The sequence below is a fragment of the Blastococcus saxobsidens DD2 genome (assembly GCF_000284015.1).
In the GTDB taxonomy this organism is placed as follows: Bacteria; Actinomycetota; Actinomycetes; order Mycobacteriales; family Geodermatophilaceae; genus Blastococcus; species Blastococcus saxobsidens_A.
Genome location: NC_016943.1, coordinates 126,846 through 146,924 on the forward strand (window position 1 = coordinate 126,846; position 20,079 = coordinate 146,924).

At 73.4% G+C, this 20,079-nt stretch carries 19 protein-coding genes and 1 pseudogene; 10 read left to right on the forward strand and 10 right to left on the reverse strand.

Annotation, left to right across the window (positions count from 1 at the left end; all coding sequences use genetic code 11):
* Positions 1–32 precede the first annotated feature (32 nt).
* Positions 33–2,135: a hydantoinase/oxoprolinase family protein gene (locus BLASA_RS00550; protein WP_014374039.1), complete on the reverse strand. Its 2,103-nt coding sequence runs from the start codon at positions 2,133–2,135 to the stop codon at positions 33–35.
* 86 nt (positions 2,136–2,221) lie between these two features.
* Between BLASA_RS00550 and BLASA_RS00555 the strand changes: the two genes are divergently transcribed.
* Together BLASA_RS00555 and BLASA_RS00560 are read left to right on the forward strand one after the other, a co-directional pair.
* The gene (locus tag BLASA_RS00555; protein WP_014374040.1) at positions 2,222–3,376 is read left to right on the forward strand and encodes a glycerate kinase; all 1,155 of its coding nucleotides are present in this window, start codon (positions 2,222–2,224) and stop codon (positions 3,374–3,376) included.
* A gap of 151 nt (positions 3,377–3,527) precedes the next feature.
* Positions 3,528–4,094, forward strand: a pseudogene (locus tag BLASA_RS00560) (peroxiredoxin family protein); the annotation flags it as partial.
* On the opposite strand, the gene BLASA_RS00565 reads toward BLASA_RS00560, so the two are convergent.
* On the reverse strand, positions 4,095–4,664 hold the full coding sequence (locus BLASA_RS00565; protein WP_014374043.1) for a DUF421 domain-containing protein: 570 nt from the start codon (positions 4,662–4,664) through the stop codon (positions 4,095–4,097).
* Between the two features lie 57 nt (positions 4,665–4,721).
* Positions 4,722–5,138: a MarR family winged helix-turn-helix transcriptional regulator gene (locus BLASA_RS26170; RefSeq protein ID WP_014374044.1), complete on the reverse strand. Its 417-nt coding sequence runs from the start codon at positions 5,136–5,138 to the stop codon at positions 4,722–4,724.
* Positions 5,139–5,229: 91 nt separating this feature from the next.
* On the opposite strand from BLASA_RS26170, the gene BLASA_RS00575 reads away from it, so the two are divergent.
* The 3 genes from BLASA_RS00575 to BLASA_RS00585 all read left to right on the forward strand — a co-directional run bounded on the left by BLASA_RS00575 (position 5,230) and on the right by BLASA_RS00585 (position 9,332).
* The gene (locus tag BLASA_RS00575) at positions 5,230–7,071 is read left to right on the forward strand and encodes an ABC transporter ATP-binding protein (RefSeq protein WP_014374045.1); all 1,842 of its coding nucleotides are present in this window, start codon (positions 5,230–5,232) and stop codon (positions 7,069–7,071) included.
* 79 nt (positions 7,072–7,150) lie between these two features.
* Positions 7,151–8,257 carry an alkene reductase gene (locus tag BLASA_RS00580; protein WP_014374046.1) on the forward strand — a complete coding sequence of 369 codons (1,107 nt, stop codon included), beginning with the start codon at positions 7,151–7,153 and terminating at the stop codon, positions 8,255–8,257.
* Positions 8,258–8,429: 172 nt separating this feature from the next.
* Positions 8,430–9,332 (forward strand): GGDEF domain-containing protein, encoded by a 903-nt coding sequence (locus BLASA_RS00585; protein WP_041775526.1) that lies wholly within the window; start codon positions 8,430–8,432, stop codon positions 9,330–9,332.
* Positions 9,333–9,342: 10 nt separating this feature from the next.
* Here BLASA_RS00585 and BLASA_RS00590 read toward each other — a convergent pair whose 3' ends face one another.
* Entirely contained in the window at positions 9,343–10,569 is a 1,227-nt protein-coding gene (locus tag BLASA_RS00590; RefSeq protein ID WP_014374048.1) for an EAL domain-containing protein, read from the reverse strand.
* A gap of 339 nt (positions 10,570–10,908) precedes the next feature.
* Between BLASA_RS00590 and BLASA_RS00595 the strand changes: the two genes are divergently transcribed.
* The gene (locus BLASA_RS00595; RefSeq protein WP_014374049.1) at positions 10,909–12,042 is read left to right on the forward strand and encodes an EstA family serine hydrolase; all 1,134 of its coding nucleotides are present in this window, start codon (positions 10,909–10,911) and stop codon (positions 12,040–12,042) included.
* Entirely contained in the window at positions 12,042–12,596 is a 555-nt protein-coding gene (locus BLASA_RS00600; protein ID WP_014374050.1) for a hypothetical protein, read from the forward strand. The genes BLASA_RS00595 and BLASA_RS00600 overlap by 1 nt, the downstream gene beginning before the upstream one ends.
* Before the next feature lie 75 nt (positions 12,597–12,671).
* On the opposite strand, the gene BLASA_RS00605 is transcribed toward BLASA_RS00600, so the two are convergent.
* From BLASA_RS00605 to BLASA_RS00620, 4 genes are all read right to left on the reverse strand, one after another.
* Positions 12,672–13,604 (reverse strand): oxidoreductase, encoded by a 933-nt coding sequence (locus tag BLASA_RS00605; protein WP_014374051.1) that lies wholly within the window; start codon positions 13,602–13,604, stop codon positions 12,672–12,674.
* Between the two features lie 118 nt (positions 13,605–13,722).
* Entirely contained in the window at positions 13,723–14,397 is a 675-nt protein-coding gene (locus BLASA_RS00610) for a hypothetical protein (protein ID WP_014374052.1), read from the reverse strand.
* Positions 14,394–14,840, reverse strand: a complete 447-nt coding sequence (locus tag BLASA_RS00615) for a MarR family winged helix-turn-helix transcriptional regulator (protein ID WP_014374053.1) — start codon at positions 14,838–14,840, stop codon at positions 14,394–14,396. The genes BLASA_RS00610 and BLASA_RS00615 overlap by 4 nt, the downstream gene beginning before the upstream one ends.
* A gap of 104 nt (positions 14,841–14,944) precedes the next feature.
* A complete protein-coding gene (locus BLASA_RS00620; protein WP_014374054.1) occupies positions 14,945–15,937 on the reverse strand; it encodes a hypothetical protein in 993 nt (330 codons plus the stop codon).
* Between the two features lie 44 nt (positions 15,938–15,981).
* Here BLASA_RS00620 and BLASA_RS00625 point away from each other — a divergent pair, with 44 nt between their 5' ends.
* The 3 genes from BLASA_RS00625 to BLASA_RS26460 are packed head-to-tail and all read left to right on the forward strand — an operon-like array spanning position 15,982 to position 16,757.
* Positions 15,982–16,194: a hypothetical protein gene (locus tag BLASA_RS00625; protein WP_014374055.1), complete on the forward strand. Its 213-nt coding sequence runs from the start codon at positions 15,982–15,984 to the stop codon at positions 16,192–16,194.
* A gap of 24 nt (positions 16,195–16,218) precedes the next feature.
* Positions 16,219–16,488: a type II toxin-antitoxin system Phd/YefM family antitoxin gene (locus BLASA_RS00630; RefSeq protein WP_014374056.1), complete on the forward strand. Its 270-nt coding sequence runs from the start codon at positions 16,219–16,221 to the stop codon at positions 16,486–16,488.
* A 44-nt stretch (positions 16,489–16,532) separates the two neighbouring features.
* Complete coding sequence (locus BLASA_RS26460; protein ID WP_419761017.1) at positions 16,533–16,757, forward strand: hypothetical protein; 225 nt, start codon at positions 16,533–16,535, stop codon at positions 16,755–16,757.
* Between the two features lie 153 nt (positions 16,758–16,910).
* Here BLASA_RS26460 and BLASA_RS00640 read toward each other — a convergent pair whose 3' ends face one another.
* The gene (locus BLASA_RS00640) at positions 16,911–17,582 is read right to left on the reverse strand and encodes a CoxG family protein (RefSeq protein ID WP_014374058.1); all 672 of its coding nucleotides are present in this window, start codon (positions 17,580–17,582) and stop codon (positions 16,911–16,913) included.
* The gene (gene cutA, locus BLASA_RS00645) at positions 17,579–20,002 is read right to left on the reverse strand and encodes an aerobic carbon-monoxide dehydrogenase large subunit (RefSeq protein ID WP_014374059.1); all 2,424 of its coding nucleotides are present in this window, start codon (positions 20,000–20,002) and stop codon (positions 17,579–17,581) included. Before cutA ends, BLASA_RS00640 begins: the two co-directional genes overlap by 4 nt.
* Positions 20,003–20,079: the final 77 nt, after the last annotated feature.

The following is a 20,079-nucleotide window of genomic DNA, read 5'->3' on the forward strand; positions in this document are numbered from 1 at the left end:
TGCTGTGTCATTGCGTTCGCTCGCAAGCTCGCTCACTGTGCCGACTCCTTCGTGAGCAGCAGGTTGCCGTAGGCGTCGACGGTGGCGGCGAAGCCCGGGTGCACCGGGACGGTCGAGCCGAACTCCTCGACGATCGCCGGGCCGCGGACGACGTCGCCGGGGGCCAGGTCGGGACGGTTGTAGGTGGGCGTGTCGATCCAGGCGCCTCCGGAGGACGGCGACGGGTGCACGGCGTCGAAGAACACCCGGCGGGAGCCCGTGACGGCCCGGTCCGTCCCGCCGTCCCTCGGCTCCAGCTCCACCACGTCGGGACGGCGGATCGGCCCGATCCCGCTCACCCGGAGGTTGACCCACTCGACCGCCTGGCGCGGGTCGCCGGCGAAGTCGTAGCCGTAGAGCTGCCGGTGCGCGGCGTGGAAGGTCTGGGCGACCTCCTCGGCCGCGGCTCGGTCGAGCTCCTCGTCCGCGACGGGCACCCGCACCTCGAAGGCCTGGCCCACGTAGCGCAGGTCCGCCGTCCGCTGCATCCGCTGGGCCTCGCGCGCGAAGCCCTCGCCGTCCAGCGCCGCCTGGGCCTGGCCCTCCAGGTCGGCGAACACCGACCGGACGCGGGAGAGGTCCAGGTCGACGTGCTTGCTCACCACCGTCTGCACGTAGTCGTTGCGGACGTCGACGGTGAGCAGCCCGAACGCGCTGACGTTGCCCGGGTTGGGCGGCACCAGGGTGCGCGGCAGCCCCAGGATGTCCATCAGCCGGCAGGCGAGCAGCGAGCCGGAGCCGCCGAACGTGGTCAGCGTGAAGTCGCGGACGTCGAGGCCCTTGGCGACCGTCACCTGGCGCAGCGCGTTGGCCTGGTTCCAGGCGGAGATCTCCAGGATCCCGGTGGCGGTGCGCTCCAGCGAGAGGTCGAGCTTCCCGCCCAGCTGCTCGAGGCCCGTGCGCGCGGCGTCCACCGACAGCGGGATCTCGCCACCGAGCAGGTGCGGGGGGATCCGGCCCAGGACGACGTGCGCGTCGGTGACGGTGGGCTGGTCGCCGCCGCCCGGGTAGCAGATGGGGCCGGGGTCGGCGCCGGCCGACTTCGGGCCGACCTTGAGCGTGCCCTCCGGGGACAGCCAGGCGATCGAGCCGCCGCCCGCGCCGACGGTGACGACGTCGATCATCGGGATCTTGGACGGGTAGTCGCCCACCGAGCCCTCGGTGGTCAGGGCCGGCTCGCCGTCGATGACGACCGTGACGTCGGTGGAGGTGCCGCCGCCGTCGCAGGTGAGCACCCGGTCGAACCCGGCGGTGCCGGCGATCAGCGCCGCGCCGAGCGCTCCGGCTGCCGGCCCGGACAGCATCGTGGTGATCGGCTGGTGCACGACCTCGCCGGCCGAGAGCACGCCGCCGTTGCTCTTCATCACGTAGAACGGCACACCGGGGGCGATCTCGTCCAGCCGGGTGCGGATGTTGGTGACGTACGCGGCGACCTTGGGCTTCACCGCGGCGTCGACCAGCGTGGTCACCGACCGCTCGTACTCCCGGTACTCGCGCAGCACCTGCGAGCTGATGCTCACGACGGCGCCCGGGTGCTCCTCGCGGATCACCTCGAGCATCCGGCGCTCGTGCGCGTCGTCCGCGTAGGCGTGCAGGAAGCAGACGCCGATCGTGCCGATACCGGCGTCCCGGAAGAACCGGGCGGCGGCGCGGGCGTCGTCCTCGTCGAAGGGCCGGACCTCCGCGCCGGTGTGGTCGAGGCGCCCGCGCACGGTCCGCACCAGGTCGGCCGGCACGATCCGCGGCGGCTTGACCCAGAAGTAGCTGTTGCCGTAGCCGTCGGGCACCGACTGGCGGGCGATCTCCAGCACCGACTCGTAGCCCTCGGTCGTGATGAACCCGATCCGGTCGAGCTTGCCCTCGAGCAGCTGGTTGGTCGCGACCGTCGTCCCGTGGCTGACGGCGGTGACCGAGTCGCCCTGGAGGCCCATCAGGTCCAGGACCTTCCGCACCCCGGTGAGGAAGCCCTCCGCGGGGTCGGCCGGCGTGGACGGGGTCTTGGTGGTCGTCGTCGCGCCGGTCTCCTCGTCCACGGCGACGACGTCGGTGAACGTCCCGCCCGTGTCGATGCCGATGCGGACCCGGCGCGTGCTCATGCCCGAAACCTTAGCGGTGAGATATCCGCACCGGAAGCCATTCCTGGATCCGCGCCGGTCGGCCGGGGATGTCGTACGGTCCCGGCGTGACGCCGGCCGCTCTCGTCGTCGCCCCCGACAAGTTCAAGGGCAGTCTCTCCGCGGCCGCCGCGGCCGACGCCATGGCCGCGGGGTGCAGGGACGCGCTGCCGGACTGCCGGGTGACCGCCGTCCCGGTCGCCGACGGCGGGGACGGCACGGTCGACGTCCTGCGCCGCGCCGGCGCCCGTCTGGTCCGGCGGACGGTCACCGGCCCGCTCGGCGCGGACGTCGAGGCGGAATTCGCGGTGCTCGGGGACACCGCCTACCTGGAGACGGCGCAGGCGTGCGGGCTGCGCCACGTACCGGCCCCCGGGCCGGCGACCGCACGCACGGCCACGACGTACGGCGTCGGGCAGCTGGTCGCCGCGGCGCTGGAGCTGGGCCATCGCAGGATCGTCCTCGGCCTGGGCGGCAGCGCGACCACCGACGGCGGGGCGGGCATGGCCGTCGCGCTCGGCGCCCGGCTGCTGGACGCGGACGGCCGCGACCTCCCACCGGGCGGCGCCGCGCTGTCGGGCCTGGCGGCGGTGGACCTCAACGGCCTGGACGCGCGCCTCCGGGACGTGGAGGTCGTGCTCGCCTGCGACGTGGACAACCCGCTCTCGGGGCCGTTGGGGGCCGCCGCGGTGTTCGCGTCGCAGAAGGGGGCCGACCGCGACTCCGTGGCCGAGCTGGATGCCGCGCTCACCCGCTTCGGGGTCCGGCTGGCGGCGGTATTGGGCGCCGACGTGGCCGGCCGCCCCGGCGCCGGCGCGGCCGGTGGCCTCGGGGCCGGGACCATGGCCTTCCTCGGCGCGCGGGCCACCTCGGGCATCGACCTGCTGCTGGAGCTGCTCGGCCTGCCCGGCACCGTCCGCGGGGCGGACCTGGTGCTGATCGGCGAGGGTCGGCTCGACGACCAGACCTTCGCCGGGAAGGCGCCGGTGGGAGTGGCCCGCCTGGCCGGGTCGCTGGGCGTCGACGTCGTCGCGGTGGCGGGCCAGGTGGCCGCGCGGCCGGAGGCGCTGCACGCCGCCGGCATCCAGGCGGCGCACTCCCTCACCGAGCGGGCGGAGAGCATGGACGACGCGGTCCGCCGGGCCGCGGAGCTCCTCCGGGTGACCGCGGCCGTGGCGGTGGCGGAGTGGGCGGAGCGCCGCTCGGCGGCGCCGCGGGACTGACCGGGCCGGCTCGCCGTCGCCGGTCGCGGCGGCGTCCCGACGTCCCTACGGTGGGGGAATGGACACCGCCGACCTGCTCGCGCTGCGGTCCGACGACCGCGCGGCCCTGCTCCTCGTCGGCCTGCGCGGCGACTGGTAGCCCTACTGCTGCGCCCAGGCGGTCCGTCTGGCCCAGTCGCTGCCCCGGCTCGCCGCCGCCGGTACCGAGGTCCTGCTCGCCTCGGTCGACCCGCCGGAGGTGCAGCTGGCCTTCGACCGCACCTGGCACGTCCCGTTCCCCTGGGTGAGCGACCCCGACGGCTCCCGGCTGGCCAGGCCCCTGGGCGCCTGGGACGAGGACGCGTCGATCTTCCGGCCGGTCATCGTCGCAGTGGGGCCGGACGGCAGCGAGGTGTTCCGGGAGCTCTCCCGCGACTTCACCGACCGGCCCGACGACGAGCCGGTCCTGGCCGCCGTCGAGGCGCTCGGCCTGCCCGCGCTGCCCGAGCCGGCGCCCTGGGCCCCCGACGGGGTCGAACCGCGGCCGTCCAAGCGCGCGTTCACGCCCGCCTCGTTCATCCCGTACTTCCGCGCGATCACGTTCAACACCAAGGCGCTGAGCGAGCGGATGGTCGACGAGCGGGACCGGGACGAGGTACTCACCGAGAACGCGATGGCGACGTCGTTCCTCGGCGCGTTCGACACCTGGCACGCCGAGCACCCGCCGGGCCGGCAGTAGTCAGGACGGCGGGCGCCGGGGGCCGGGCTCGTCCTGCGCGGCCACGCGCAGGCGCTCGGCGCCCGGGACGTCGGAGAACAGCCACGGGTCCAGCGGCTCGCCCTGCCGGATCACGCTCACCGCGCCGGTGCGCTCGAGGACGACGCAGCGCACCTCGGTGAGGTTGCGGACGCCGGCCAGCCGCAGCTTCTGCCGCAGTTCGTCCTCGGCGACATGTGCGGCGCGCAGGTTGTCCGTCAGCGGGGTGGGGCCGGCCATGAGCAGCACCGGCGGGCGGTTCATCAGCCGGTCCACCCAGCGGCTCTGCCGCAGGCGGGCCAGCACGGTCTGGGTCGCGAAGAGCGTGACCATCGCGAGGACACCGGTCGCCAGGGTGGGGTCCAGCAGCAGCGCCGTCCGGCCGACCACCGCGCCCAGCGCGATCGCGCACCCGAGGTCGAAGCTGGACATGGTGGCGAGGCTGCGCTGGCCCACCAGCCGGACGCACAGCACGAGCGTGAGGTACATGGCAACCGTGGCCAGCACGACGAAGGCGGCCGTCCCCCCGTCGATCCCCAGCTGCTCCTGCATCGGGCCTCCCTGGACGGCGGCGGTCGGGTCGGCCCATTGTCCGGGGTGGGCGGGGCCTCAGTCGGTGAGCTGCCGCAGGAGACGGGCGAGCGCCACCCGGTCCTCGGGGCCCAGCCGGGCGAACAGCTCCGCGGAGTCGGCGGCCCGGGCGCGGCCGACCTCCGCGCGGACCCGCCGGCCCTCGTCGGTGGGCCGGAGGATCACCGCGCGACGGTCGCCCGGATCGGGACTGCGCTCCACCAGGCCGCGCTCCTGCAGGGCGTCGGCGACCTCGGTGGCCGAGCGGGGGGCGATGTGCAGCGCGTCGGCCAGGTCGGAGAGCCGGTCGCCGTCGCGCTCGCAGACCACCCGCAGCGCACGGGCCTGGTGCGGGGAGAGGTCCCAGGGCGCGAGGGCGTCGCGCCAGCGGCGGCGCTGGGTGCGGGCCACGCGCATCAGCAGGTCGCCCAGCTCGCCGGTCCCGTCGTCCGCCACGGGGGAATGGTAGCGAGCATCCATGCCTTCCCTCATGGTGAGGTAACCTCAACAACATGAGCAGGGAGGTGGCGGCATCACCGAGATGGCGATGAGTGGCGGCCGGGGCGGTGGTCCCGGCGGCGGCGGGAACTCCGGGCGCCGGCCCGACCCGGCCGACCGCGCCCAGCTCGAGCGCTCGCCGGTCCGGTGGAGCCGGGTGGCGGCGCTGTTCCGTCCCTACCGCTGGCAGCTCGCCGTCGTCATGGCGCTGATCGTGGCGTCCTCGACCGTCGCGCTGGCCACCCCGTTCCTCATCCGGCTGGTCATCGACGAGGCGATCCCCGAGCAGGACGTGCCGCTGCTGCTGTGGGCGGTCGCCGGGATGCTCGCCGTCACGGTGATCACGGCGATCTTCGGGGTCGGGCAGACCTGGCTGTCCACCACCGTCGGGCAGCGGGTCATGCACGGCCTGCGGACGGCGGTCTTCACCCACCTGCAGCGGCAGTCGCTGGGCTTCTTCACCCGCACCAAGGGCGGGGAGGTGCAGTCCCGGCTAATGAACGACATCGGCAGCATGCAGTCGGTGGTCACCTCGACCGCGACGTCCTTCGCCTCGAGCGCCACGACGGTCATCGGCACCGCCGTCGCCATGGCCGTGCTGAGCTGGCGGCTGTCCCTGCTCTCGCTGGTCGTGCTGCCCCCGGCGGTCTGGCTCACCCGTCGGGTCGCCCGCATGCGCCGGGCGATCACCGCCCAGCGGCAGCGGCACCTGGCCGACCTGCACTCCCAGGTCGAGGAGGGGCTCTCGGTCAGCGGCGTCCTGCTCGGGAAGACCCTCGGCGCCGGGCCGGCCCAGTCGCGGCGGTTCGCCGGCACGTCGGAGTACCTGGTCGACCTCGAGGTGCGCTCGCAGCTGGCCGGCCGCTGGCGGATGGCCACGATGAGCATCGTCTTCGCCGGCATCCCGGCGCTGATCTACCTGGCCGCCGGCCTGCCGGCGACGTCCGGTGGCATGACCATCGGCACCCTGGTCGCCTTCACCACGCTGCAGGGCGCGCTCTTCCGCCCGCTCATGCAGCTGCTCGACATCGGCGTCTCGCTGACCGCCTCGATGGCGCTGTTCAGCCGGGTCTTCGAGTACCTCGACCTGCCCGTCGACATCGACGACCCGGCGGACCCGGTGCCGGTCGACGGTGCCTCCGTCCGTGGCGAGGTGCGGTTCGAGCACGTCGGCTTCCGCTATCCCGACGGAATCCGGCCCGCGCTGACCGGCGTCGACGTCACGGTGCCGGCCGGCTCGACCCTGGCGCTGGTCGGCGAGACCGGGTCGGGCAAGAGCACGCTGGCCTCGCTGATCGCCCGGCTCAACGATCCCACCACCGGCCGGGTGCTGGTCGACGGCGTCGACGTGCGTGACATGCGGCTGGCCGACCTCGCCCGCGTGGTCGGCGTCGTCTCCCAGGAGACCTACCTGCTGCACGGCACCGTGCGGGAGAACCTGCTGCACGCCCGGCCCGACGCCACCGACGAGGAGATCGTCGACGCCGCCCGCCGGGCCCAGGTCCACGAGATCATCGCCGCGCTGCCCGACGGCTACGACACCGTGGTGGGGGCCCGCGGGCACCGGTTCTCCGGCGGGGAGAAGCAGCGGCTGGCCATCGCCCGGACGCTGCTGCGCGACCCCCGGGTGCTGGTGCTCGACGAGGCCACCAGCGCGCTGGACAACGAGACCGAGCGGGCGGTGCAGGCCGCGCTCGACGAGGCCAGCCGCGGCCGGACGACGATCACCATCGCGCACCGGCTCTCGACCGTGCGGCACGCCGACTGCATCGTCGTCCTCGACGCGGGGCGGATCGTCGAGCAGGGCGCGCACGAGGAGCTCGTGGACCGGGGCGGCCGGTACGCCCGGCTGGCCGGCATCGCGCAGCGGGACGCCGTCCTCGCCGGCTGACGTGCGTCGGCATAGGAGGCTTTACCTATGTCCAGAGGCCCCGGAACGCAGGCAAAGCCTCCTATGCCCGGGAATCGTTGTGCCCGTCAACGAGGTCACGCCGGGCATGGACCTGTTCTCCCCCGTGCGGCGCGGTGAGCTGGAGCTCGCCAACCGCGTCGTGATGGCCCCCCTGACCCGCCTGCGCTCCGGCCGCGCCGGCATCCCGCGCGACATCGTCGTCGAGCACTACGGGCAGCGGGCCGGCGTCGGCCTGATCATCACCGAGGGCACGTTCCCGAACGACGAGTCGCGGTCCTACGCGGGGCAGCCGGGCATCGTCACCGACGAGCAGGCCGAGGGCTGGCGGAAGGTCGCCGACGCGGTGCACGCGCGCGGTGGGCGGATCGTGATGCAGCTCATGCACGGCGGACGCGTCTCGCACCCCGAGGTCACCGGCACCCGCGTCGTCGCCCCCAGCGCGATCGCGATCCGCGGCGAGGTGCACGTCGGCGGCGGCACCAAGGTGCCGTTCCCGGTGCCGCACGCGCTCACCACCGACGAGGCCCGCGCCACGCTGGCCGACATCGTCGCCGCGGCTCGGCGGGCCGTCGGGGCCGGCCTGGACGGCGTCGAGCTGCACGCCGCCAACGGCTACCTGCTGCACGAGTTCCTGTCGCCGGCGTCCAACCAGCGCGACGACGTCTACGGCGGCAGCCCGGAGAACCGCAGCCGCTTGGTCGTCGAGGTGGCCACCGCGGTGGCCGAGGCCGTCGGCGCCGGCCGCGTCGGCATCCGGATCTCCCCGGCGCACGACATCCAGGACGCCCTGGAGACCGACCCCGAGGACGTCCGGGCCACCTACAAGGCGCTCATGGACGGGCTGCGCCCCCTGGGACTGGCCTACCTGAGCGTGTTGCACGTGGAACCAGGCGGCGACCTGGTGCAGGAACTGCGCCGCCGGTTCGGTGGCCCGCTGGTCGCCAACAGCGGCTTCGGCACCGTCACCACCCGGGAGGAGGCGGTGCGGCTGATCGACGCCGCACACGCGGAAGCGATCGCCGTCGGCCGGCCGGTGCTGGCCAACCCCGACCTCGTCGAGCGCTGGCGCGGCGAGCACCCGGAGAACGAGCCCGACGCGCTGACCTTCTACGCGTCCGGGCCCGAGGGCTACACCGACTACCCGATCCTGGCCGCCGCCCGCTGAGCTGCCGGGACCAGAACCGCTGGTCACTCGGTGTGTCGGCCCGGATCCACGTTAGGAACCCGGGGGTGCGTGGGCAGTGCTGGAAGGGCCCGGGCCGCGACGTCGGCGTATGTTCTCGGCCCCGGGCCCGTCCGGAACTCGTCCGCCCGTCGACCGCGAGGAGAGCAGCCAGGTGTCTGCGCAGGCGGCCTCGTCCCCGCAGGCCCGCGCGTCCACCGAGGACGAGGTCGGTCTCGCGCACACGTTCGTCCAGGCGGTCGATGCACTGCTGTGCATGGTGGACGCCGACGGACGGATCCTGCTGAGCAATCCGGCCCTGCAGCGGTTCACCGGCGTCGACGGCGACGAGCTGCGCGGCCGGCGGTTCTGGGACGTGTGGGTGGTGCCCGACGACGTCCCGCACGCGCAGGAGCACCTCCGCCTGGCGGTGGCCAGCGGGAGGCACTTCGCGGAGGAGGCCGACTGGATCGACGCGCGGGGCGATCTGCGCCGGGTGTCGATGCGCAACACCGTCCTCTTCGACGACGACGGACGGCCCTTCGCGGTCGCCTGCGTGGGCATCGACGTCACCGAGGACCGGGCGCGCGAGGCGCGGCTACGCCAGCAGACCCGCACCGACCTGCTCACCGGCGTCGCCAACCGGGGCGCGTTGTTCGACGCGCTGCGCGCCCGGCTCGAGGCGTCGGAGTGCGGCCTGCTCTTCTGCGACCTGGACGACTTCAAGACCGTGAACGACCGGTTCGGGCACGGGGTGGGCGATCAGCTGCTCGCCGAGGCGGCCACCCGCCTGGTGGAGGTCGCCGGGCCGGACCACCTGGTGGCCCGGTTCGGTGGCGACGAATTCGTCATCCTGTCCATGGCCGGGGAGGAGCGGGAGCTCGCCGAGCTGTCCGTCCGGGTCGTCGCGCGGCTGGGCATGCCGTTTCCCGGTCCCGAGGGCCCGCTGCTGATCGGAGTCAGCGTGGGCGCCACGGTGTGCCGCGCAGGCGAGACGGCCGACGAGGTGATCGCCCGCGCCGATCGCGCGATGTACGGCGCGAAGAGCTCCCAGCGCCGTAGGGCATCCCGGGACTGAGCCGGGCCGGTCAGACCTCCACGACCGCGGCCGCCTCCCGGCGGGGCGACGGGATGCGCGGTGCGGCCACATCGACCAGCGCCTCGGGCGGGCCGGGCCGGCCGAAGTACCAGCCCTGGCCGTAGTCGACGCCCAGGTTCCGCAGGACGACGTGCTCCCCGGCGGTCTCCACGCCTTCGGCGACCACCCGGACGTCGCAGCCGTGCGCGAACTCCACGAGGGAGGCGACCAGCTTGGCGAGCACCGGGTCGGTGTCGAGGCCGGCGACGATGCTCCGGTCGACCTTGATCACGTCCGGGGCGGTGACCACGATGTGCCGCAGCGAGGAGAAACCGGCGCCGACGTCGTCGATGGCCAGCCGCAGGCCCGCGGCCCGCAGCGGCGCGAGCGCGGCGGTCAGGGCCGCGTAGTCCTCGACCGGGTCGTGCTCGGACAGCTCCAGGAGGATCCGCTCGAGCGGCAGCCGGCGGAGGAGGGCGCCGCACTCGGGGGTGAGCAGGGTGGCGGGGGAGACGTTCATGGCCACGTACCCGTCCACCCGGTCGAGCAGCGAGGCGGCGCGTTCGAGGGCCAGCAGCTCGAGTCGGTGCCCCTCGCCGACGCTGTGCGCCTCGGCGAAGCAGACGTCGGGCGGCATGCCCCAGTCGCCGGGGAAGCGGCTGAGCGCCTCGGCGCCCACGCGGTGGCCGGTGGAGAGATCGACGATCGGCTGGAGGACGACGGTGGGACCGCCCGCGGCGATGAGCGGGTCCAGGCGGCCGGCGATCTCCACGCGGCGTTCCTGCGACCGGACCTCCGGCTCGATGATCACGGCGGCCGCCGAGGCCAGCACGTCCATCAGCGCCTTGTCGCGCGTGGTCAGGTCCTTGTCCGAGGTCAGCCCGGCCGCGCAGAAGGTGCCGTAGAGCGATCCGTCGCTGAGGGTCACCGGCACCGAGACGTAGCTGCGCAGCCGCGGCATGCGGGCCGCCGGCAGCTTCATCGCCTCGGGGAAGTCCTTCAGGTTCGGGATCACCTGCGGCAGTTTCTCGTCCAGGACCGCCTGGCAGAGGGTGACCTCCTGCTTCTGCTGGTGCCCCTCCTGGAAGAGGAACGGCACCGAGGTGTCGACGACCTCCAGGTGCTGGGTCGTGCCGTCGAGCCGGCTCAGGAAGGCGACGCTGAGCCGCAGGGACTTCCGCGCGGTGTGCAGCAGATCGGCGATCTGCTGCTCGGCTGCCGAGCGTTCTCTGCTCACGCGTGTTCCCCTCCGATGTGCCCGTTTCCGCCTCCATCGGCCGGTCAGGGCAGGTCCTGGAGCGGTGTCACCCCACGGGGTCGCCGCTCAGGGCCAGCGGTCGGCCGGGGTGCTCCTGCCGCGCCCGGTCGGCACGAGCGCCGCGACCCCTCCGGGGTCTCGTCGGTCCAGCGGGCGGGGTCGGCCAGCAGGGCGCGGGCGGTCTCCGGTGGGAGCAGCGGCACCCCGCCCACGGGCCATCCAGCCGGGCCGGACCGACGGTCCTGCGTCGGGCCTCCCGCCGTGATGTGATCACGGGAAGGCACGCCGACGATGCCGTGCCCGGAGCGAGGGGGGCTGATGGCCGAGGTCCACGGGCGGTGCGACGAGCGCTTCGCCGGGGTGCGGGAGGCGCTGGCGCAGCAGCTGGACGGCGAGGAGCTGGGCGCCTCGGTCGCCGTCGACCTGGACGGCAAGACCGTCGTCGACCTGTGGGGTGGCTACCGGGACGAGGCACGGACCCAGCCGTGGTCGGAGCACACCGTCGTCAACGTCTGGTCGACGACGAAGTGCGTGCTGGCGCTGGCGGCGCTCATGCTCGTCGAGCGGGGGGAGCTGGACCTCGACGCGCCGGTGGGTGACTACTGGCCCGAGTTCTCCGCCAAGGGCAAGAAGGACGTGCGGGTGCGGCACCTGCTGTCGCACACCTCCGGCGTCTCCGGCTGGGAGCAGCCGTTCTCGATCCGCGACATGTACGACTGGACCTCGGCCACCGAGCGGCTGGCGCAGCAGCGCCCCTGGTGGGAGCCGGGGACGGCCTCGGGCTACCACGCGAACAACCAGGGGCACCTCGTCGGTGAGGTGATCCGGCGGATCACCGGGCTCACCTTCAAGCGGTTCGTGGCCGACCGGATCGCCGACCCGCTGGGGGCGGACTTCCAGATCGGCGCGCGGGAGTCCGAGGTGTCCCGGATCGCGCCGGTCGTCGCGCCACCGCGCCCCGACGTCGACCCGCGCACGCTCGACCCCGAGTCGGTCAGCGTGAAGACCTTCACCGGGCCGACGGCGTCAGCGAAGGCGGCGAACTCCCCGGAGTGGCGGGCGGCGGACCTCGGTGCGCTGAACGGGCACTCGAACGCCCGCGGGGTCATGCGGGTGCTGCGCACGCTGTCGCTGGGTGGTGCGTCCGGCGGCGTCCGGCTGCTCTCGCCGGAGACGGTGGAGAAGGTGCTGGAGCCGCAGGCCGACGGCGTCGACCTGGTGCTGGGTGCGCCGTTCCGCTGGGGGACGGGTTTCTGCCTCGGCTCGCCGACGGTGCCGTACGTGCCCGGGGGGCGGACGTTCTTCTGGGGTGGCTGGGGCGGCTCGCTGGTGGTCATGGACCTCGACCGGCGGCTGACGACCAGCTACATGATGAACAAGATGGGCAGCGGGCTGATCGGCTCGCCGCGCAGCGAGGCGTACGTCCGCGCCGTGTACGACGCGCTGGGCTGATGGAGCTCGACGCCGTCCTCCCGCGGCCGGAGCACGTCACGCGGCAGTCGCGATGGATCGCCGCGCCGCCCGACGCGGTCTGGGAGGCGCTGCACGCCGTCCGGCTGTCCGAGCTGCCGGTGACGCTGACGCTCTCGGCGGCGCGCTTCCTGCCCGTGGTGCTCTCCGGCCACGGCTTCGGCCAGCTGCACGACCGGCCGTTCCTCGACGCGCTGCCGGTGCCGCTGCTGGCTACGCAGGCGCCGTCGGCGGTGGTGTTCGGCGGTGCGCTGCAGGCCTGGCGGTTGTCGGGCGGGGAGGACGGACCGGTCCTGGACGCCGAGCGGTTCCGCTCGTTCACCCAGCGCGGCTGGGTGAAGGCCGCGATGGACTTCCGCCTGGCGCCCCGGGGCAGCGGGACGGAACTGAGCTCGGAGACCCGGGTGATGTCGACCGACGCCGAGACCCGGCGGCGGTTCGACCGCTACTGGATGTTCGTGCGGCCGGGTAGCTCCGCGATCCGGTGGGAAGTGCTGACCGCGGTGGAGCTGAAGGTCACCGGCCGGCTGCCCTGACCTGCGCCGCCACCGAGTGCGCGCGCACGGTGGTCATCCGGCTCCCCTGACCACGGTCAGTGCGCACTCGTCAGGTCAGACCGCGGCGGAGACGTCGAGGACGACGCCCGTCTCCCGCTCGGAGACCGCCCAGAGCTCGGCGATCCGCCGGTCGAGGTCCCAGCGCCGCAGGATCGGCCGGCGGACGGCGGGACCGCTGGAGGCGTACCGCGGCGCGTAGAGCTCGCCGCCGCGGGCCCGTGGATCGGTGGCGGCGCGCAGCTGGGGGCGGGCGCCCAGGGCCGGGGGCATGCCGCTGCGCGCGGCCAGCACCTCCGACACGGCGCCCAGCCAGCCGGCGCCGCCCTCCCGGACGGTCCGGGCCTGCAGGTCGGTGTGGGACAGCCCGGGGTGCGCGACCAGGCTGCGCGCCGCGACGCCGGCCTGCTCGAACTGCCGCTGCAGTCCCAGCCCGAAGTGGTAGTTGGCCCACTTCGCGCGGGCGTAGGCGCGCCAGGGCCCGTAGCCGCGGGTGAGGTGCGGATCGTCCGGGTTCATCGGGCCGCCGGCGAAGCGGGCGGTGCTGGAGACCGTGACGACGCGGGCGGCCGCGGCGCGCAGCAGCGCGGGCAGCAGCTGTGCCGTGAGGGCGAAGTGACCCAGGTGGTCGACGCCGAACTGCATCTCGAAGCCGTCGTCGGTGCGCCGTTGCGGCATCGCCATCACGCCGGCGTTGTTGAGCAGCAGGTCGACCCGGTCGTGGGCGCGCTGGACGGTCTCCGCCGCCTCCGCGACCGAGTCCAGCGAACCGAGGTCGAGGCGGACGACCTCCACCGAGGCCTCGGGGTGGCGGGCGCGGACCTGCTGCTCGGCGGTGCGTGCCTTGTCCTGGTCCCGGGCGGCGATCACGACGTGCGCGCCGGCGCGGGCCAGTTCGTGCGCGCAGACGAGACCGAGGCCACCGTTCCCGCCGGTGATCACCGCGGTGCGGCCGGTCAGGTCGGGGATGTCCGCGGGAGTCCAGGTCACGAGACCAGTCTCCTGGCACCGTCGTCGTCCGGCCGGACCGGCCTACGGTCAGCCGGGCGTCCCCGCGGGGTGCGCCGTCCGGCAGCGCCGACGTCCGCGCCGGGCATCCCACTGGCTGTCAGGTGCTGCGGGGGGCCTTTCCCGCGGGGCCGGTCACCGAGGGGGCGTGCCGGCGGACCTCGGCCAGGAACCCGGTCGCGTCGTCGGCGAACAGCCGGATGGTGCGCACCTCCTCGGCGCCGTCCGGCATGCGGACGACCACCGGCCGCTCGAGGTGGATGTCGACGTTGGTCTGGTCGTGCATCCACAGCTGGAGGGTGCCTGCGCCGTCGTCGTCCCGGACCAGCCGTGGCGCCTTGTCCGCCCGTGGCTGCGACTGCCGGACGACCCGGCCGATCGCCTCCCACGTGACCAGGGCATCGATCTCGGCCAGGTACCGGACCGAGATGCCGTCCGGGCCGACGCCGTGCGGCCGGGTGACCATGGCCGCGAGGTAGCCGAACATCCAGGTGAGCCCCCAGATGCCGAGGACCAGCAGGGGGATCCGGACGAGCGGCCAGCGCTGGACGAGCAGGTCGATGGCGACCACCTCGATTGCCGACACCACGATGAACGTGATGATCACCGGCAGCACGACCCGGTGATAGGTGAACGGGACGGCGCCGGCCGGCACCCGGGGACGGCGGAGCAGGAACCGGTAGAGGCTCTGCCAGATCGCGATCTCCAGGCGGACCGCGAGCACGGCGACGTGCCGGACCAGCTGCCAGGCGGTGCGCTTCTCGGCGGTCGTCACGATCGGGCCTCCGGATCCATGAGCTCGTGCAGCCGGGCGGCGATGGTGTCCAGGTCGGTACGGAACTGCTCGAGCCGGTCGGCGTCGAAGCCGGCCACCAGGTGGGCGGCGATCTCCCGGTGGCTCTTCTCCATCTCCGCCGTCGTCCGCGCGCCCTGCTCGGTGAGGGTGACGAGCGTGATCCGCCGGTCGGTGGGATGCGGCTCGCGGCGGACGAAGCCGCGTTCCTCCAGTGCGTCGACCAGGCCGGTCACGTTCCGGGGGGTGACGTCGAGGGCGGTGGCCAGGGCGCGCTGGCTGGACGGGCCGCGCTGGTGCACCTCCCAGAGCAGGTGCGTGCGGGCCGGGGTGAGGCCGGCCGGCTCGAGCTCCCGCGCCATGTCGGCCTGCACGAGGAGGGCGATCTCGAGCAGCCGGTCGAAGACCTGCACCCCTGCGGACATGCCGTGAATCTAGTACATGGTTACCTTGTTGCACTAACTTCCCGGTGTCGGCCTCCGAACCGGCCGGCCCCGGCACGGGCCGGAGTCGGTCGCCTGCCGCCGGGTCACGTCCGCCCGGCGGTGGTTCCCGACCCGCCGACGGGTGCCGGATCAGACGGGAGAGTGGCGTCCCGCTCCCCGCCGCGCCGGGGCGGCGTGCCAAGTGCCGGTTCGGGGCTGACGCCGTCGGCCCAGCGCTCGGCGGTCTGCAGCGACCAGAACAGCGCGAACAGGCCGATGAGGCTGAACTCGATGGTGAGCACCCAGTACGGCCACCCGTTTCTCCAGAGGACGTAGTGCAGGATCGCGTCACCGAGCATGACCAGGGCTACCAGCGTGTACCGGTTGAGCCAGAACGTCGGCAGACCCGCCTTCTCCCGCACCAGGTGCCGCTGGACGGCGTTCAGGCACACGTTGAGGAAGACGAAGAAGAACAGGCAGATCGCGGCGACGTCGTGGGCATTGGCCGCGAACCACGCCTCCTGGTCGAGGAAGGCCCACGTCGTGAGGCCGAGCGCGACGAGGGCGATGCCGAAGCCGATCAGGTCCACCGGCGACGGCTGCTGCGGGGGCTCCTCGCGGGTCCCGGTGAAGCCGAGCGCGGCCGCCGCTCCCAGGGCGATCCAGGCGACGAACAGCAGGGCGGTGACGTTGTTGTCGATGGTGACCGCACGGTTGGCCGTGTCGGTCAGGACGGAGCCGCAGTCGCCGGTGTCGGGCGTCGGGACCAGGGCCACGAAGGGAGCGCAGATGCCGGCGAGGTTGAGCAGCACGTCCTCTCCGTCGCTCGCCCCGCGGAGGGAGATGAGGCAGACGCCGATGGTGACCAGCGCGCCGACGAAGAAGCTCTGGACCGGCGTGTAGTAGTACGCGCTGATCGACGTCTGCCAGCAGTCGTCGACCGCGGACCGCTCGTAGAGCACGGCGCAGGCCAGTCCGAGCGCGAGCCCGACGAGTGCCAGCCGCAGGTAGCGCCACGTCGTGACGGCGGCCCTGTTGCGATCTCTGCGGGTGTCCAGTCCCCTGCCGATGCTGGCGCCGACGGATCCACGGCTCATGACCCCGCCTGTCCCCCCACTGCCGGATGGACGAGATGGTGGGCGTGCATTCGTTGCAGGACAAGGGGACGGGGCGCGGCGCAGCGGGGCGCTCGGCCCTCGTCGGCGGGGATCGCGGCCTGCGTCGCACCGCGAGGACGACCCTGCTGCTCGTGCCGCACCGCGGGCGGGTGCCGGCGGCCGAGCTGGTCGCGGTCGCGCTGCTCGGGATGGTGCTCGCCGCCGTCTCGGCGACGGATACGACTGGCGCCCTGTAGCACACCCGGTCCTACAGTCGTCGGGTGCTACGGGTCGGGGTACGCGAGCTCCGGCAGAACGTCAGCAAGTACCTGGCGCGCGTCAAGGCGGGAGAATCCGTCGAGATCACCGAACGAGGCACGCTCATCGCGCTGCTCACCCCACCGCGCCCAGCCGACTCGGCCCGTGATCGCTTGGTCGCTGAAGGGAAGCTCCTTCCCGCCCGGGGTCCCCTCCGTCTCCCGGAACCGATGCACGTCGAGGGACCGTCGACCGGCGAGGTGCTGGACGACCTCCGGGCGGACCGCTGGTGATCTATCTGGACTCCTCGGCGCTGCTCAAGCTGGTCCGAGCCGAGGTGCACACGGCCGAACTGCGACGCCGGCTGGCCGATCGGCCCGGTGCGCCGCTCATCAGCAGCACACTGGCGCGGGTCGAGGTGCTCCGGTCGTGTCGGCGGCTCGACGAACGGTCTGCTGGAGACAGGTCGCGCCGTCGTCGCCGCACTCCACCTGGTCCCACCCGACGACGACGTTCTCGGCCTGGCGGCGGGACTGCCCGGCACCGATCTCCGCAGTCGTGACGCGCTCCACCTGGCGAGCGCCCTGCAGATCGGTGCCGATCTCGCCGCATTCGTCGCCTACGACGGTCGACTGACCGCGGCCGCCGAGGCCGCCGGACTCGTGGTGGCGCAGCCGGGCAGCTGAGCCCCGGAGGTCTGCCACCCGAGGAGCGATTACCCGCGGCGGCCGAGACGGTAGCCGACCAGCACGCCGATGAGCGTCAGCACGGCGCCGCCGACGGCGCCGAGCGCCAGGGTCTGGACGTCGCCGGGCGTTCCCGCGGGAACGCCCGCCTTGCCTGCGAACACCGCAGGCGCCGGGGCGGCGGCCGCCTCACCGGGAGCAGCCGGCGCGGCCGTCGAGCTCACCGCGGCGGCCGACGGAGCAGCGGCGGCAGGGACCGCGGCACCGGTCAGCTCGTCGTCGATCGCCTTGAAGAACTGCCCGGCCATCCGCTTCGCGACGCCGGTGATCATCCGCTGGCCCACGCCCGCGACCGGCCCGCCGATGACGGCGTCGGCCGAGTAGGTCAGCGTCGTCATCCCGGCGTCGGCCGGCTCGAGGTTGATCGTCACCTGCGCCCGAGCGTTGCCGGGCGCACCGGCCCCGGAGGCGTGCATGACGTACGACGTCGGGTGGGCCTTGTCCGACAGCTTGACCTCGCCCGCGTACGTCCCGCGGATCGCGCCGACGCCCACCGAGACGTTCATCCGGTACTCGTCGTCGCCGACCTGCTCGAGCGTCTCGCAACCGGGGATGGTCCGCGCCAGCACGGCCGGGTCGGTGATCACGGCCCACACCTGCTCGGGGTCGCCGTGCAGCACCGCAGAGCCGTCGAGGTTCACGCCATCACTCCAGTCCCCGCCCGGCGCGCAGCCGTGGCGGTCATCTCCGACGAGTCGTTCCGCACCAGGTCGTACAGCTCCGTGGGGGAGATCGGCATCGACGCGATCCGCCGTCCCACCGCGTCCTCGATCGCCGAGGCGATCGCCGCCGTCCCGGGGATGACGCCGGCCTCGCCGGCGCCCTTGATGCCCAGCGGGTTCAGCGGCGAGGGCGTCTGCTGGTGGTCGATGTCGATGTCCGGCACCTCGGAGGCGTAGGGCATCAGGAAGTCCATGTAGGAGGCGTTCGTCAGCTGGCCGTCGCGGTCGTAGACCATCCGCTCGTACAGCGCGCCGCCCACGCCCTGCGCGACGCCGCCCTGCACCTGGCCCTCGACGATCATCGGGTTCACCACGTTGCCGCAGTCGTGCACCACGGCGTACTTCACGATGTCGATCTCCCAGGTGGCCGGGTCGATCTCCACGATCGCCGCATGCGCACCGGAGGCGAACGTCGACCGGATCGGTGAGTAGTAGTCGCGGTGCTCCAGCCCCGGCGCATCGCCCTCGGCCACCGGCGGCTTGTCGTTGTCCCCGGCCTTGGCGAACTGCGTCGCCTGCTTGGCCGCCTCGTCGAACGCGTAGCGCAGCGGGTTGGAGAGCACGGCGACGGTCCGCAGCGGGATCGACGACCCCGGCACCCCGCGCACCTGCACCAGGCCCTCGTCGATCTCCAGGTCGCCCGGGTCCACCTCGAGCACGTCCGCGGCGATCCGCAGCGCCTTCTCGCGCACACCCCGGGCCGCCAGTGCGATCGCGTTGCCGCTCATCACCGCGGCCCGCGAGGCGAAGGTGCCCACGGCGTAGCCGAACCGCCGGGTGTCACCGGTGGTCACCTCGACGTCCTCGATCGGCACCCCGAGCTCACTGGCCACGATCTGCGCGAACGCCGTCTCGTGGCCCTGGCCCTGCGAGGTCAGCCCGGTCGAGACCAGCACCTTGCCGCTGCCGAGCACCTGCACGTGCCCGCCCTCGTACGGCCCGGGCCCGGTGCCCTCCACGTACAGGGCCATGCCGACGCCGAGCAGCTTCCCGCGCGCGGCCGCCTCCGCACGGAGACGATCGGCCTCCGACCAGCCCACCAGCGCCCGCAGCTTGTCCAGCAGCCCCGGGTAGTCGCCCGAGTCGTAGATGACCGGCCGGCCGTCCTGGAACGTCAGGTGGTGGTCATAGGGGAACTGGTCGGGCTGGATCAGGTTCCGCTCCCGGACGACGGCGCGGTCCAACCCCAGCTCGTCGGCGATGCGGTCCATCGTCCGCTCCATCGCATAGCAGGCCTGCGGCCGCCCGGCGCCGCGGTACGGCGTCACGATGACGGTGTTGGTGTAGACGCTGTCCACGCGCACCCGGTAGACGGGGATCGCGTACGGGCCGACCAGCTGGGTGGCGGTGATGATCGGGACGATGATCCCGTAGGGCGTATACGCGCCGTTGTCGTGCAGGACGTGCACGTCGAGCGCGGTGATCCGGCCCTCGTCGTCGTACCCCACGGTGATGTCCTGGCGCTGCTGCCGCTCGTGCGCCGAGGAGATGAAGTGCTCGCGCCGGTCCTCGGCCCACTTCACCTCCCGCCCCAGCGCGATCGCCGCCATGGGGACCAGCAGCTCCTCGGGCCACGGGTGCATGATCTTCACGCCGAAGCCGCCGCCGACGTCGGGTGCGATCACCTCCACCGTGTCCAGCGAGAGCTGGAGCTTCGCCGCTATCGCCGCCCGGACCGACGTCGACGCCTGGGTGCTCGTGTAGACCCGCAGCGATCGGTCGTCGGCGTCCCACCGCGCGTGCACGCCCTTGCCCTCCATCGGCATGCTGGCGCTGCGCTCGATGTACTGCGTGAAGCTCAGCGTGCGCGGCGAGGCCGCCAGGACCGGCTCGACGTCGCCGGTCTCCTGGTGGTGCCGGGCGGCCACGTTGTCGGGGACGTCGTCGTGCACGCACGAGCTCGCCTCGTGCGCGGCGTCGACGCCGACGACGACCGGCAGCTCCTCGTAGCTGACGACGATGCGGTCGCAGACGTCCTCGGCGACGTACCGGTCGGTCGCGACGACCATGACGATCGGCTCGCCGACGTGCCGGACGACGTCGCGCGCCAGCGGGTACCCGGTGCGCGGCTCGGTCAGCTGCGGGTGCGGGATGAGCACCGGCAGCGGCTCGGCCATCGGTCCCGTGAGGTCGTCGTAGGTGTAGATGGCGACCAGGCCCTCGACGTCCAGGGCAGCCTCGACGTCGATGTCGGTGATCCGGGCGTGGGCGTGCGGCGACCGCACGAAGGCGGCGGCGAGCGCGGAGTGGCCGATGTCGTCGAGGTAGCGACCCTTGCCGGTGATCAGGCGCTGATCCTCGCGCCGGCGGACCGGTTCGCCGAACAGCTTCGTCGTCACCGGTCGCCCCTCTCGGGCATAGGAACCTCTACCTGCGTCTTCGGGCTCAGAACGTAGGCATGGGTTCCTCTGCCTAC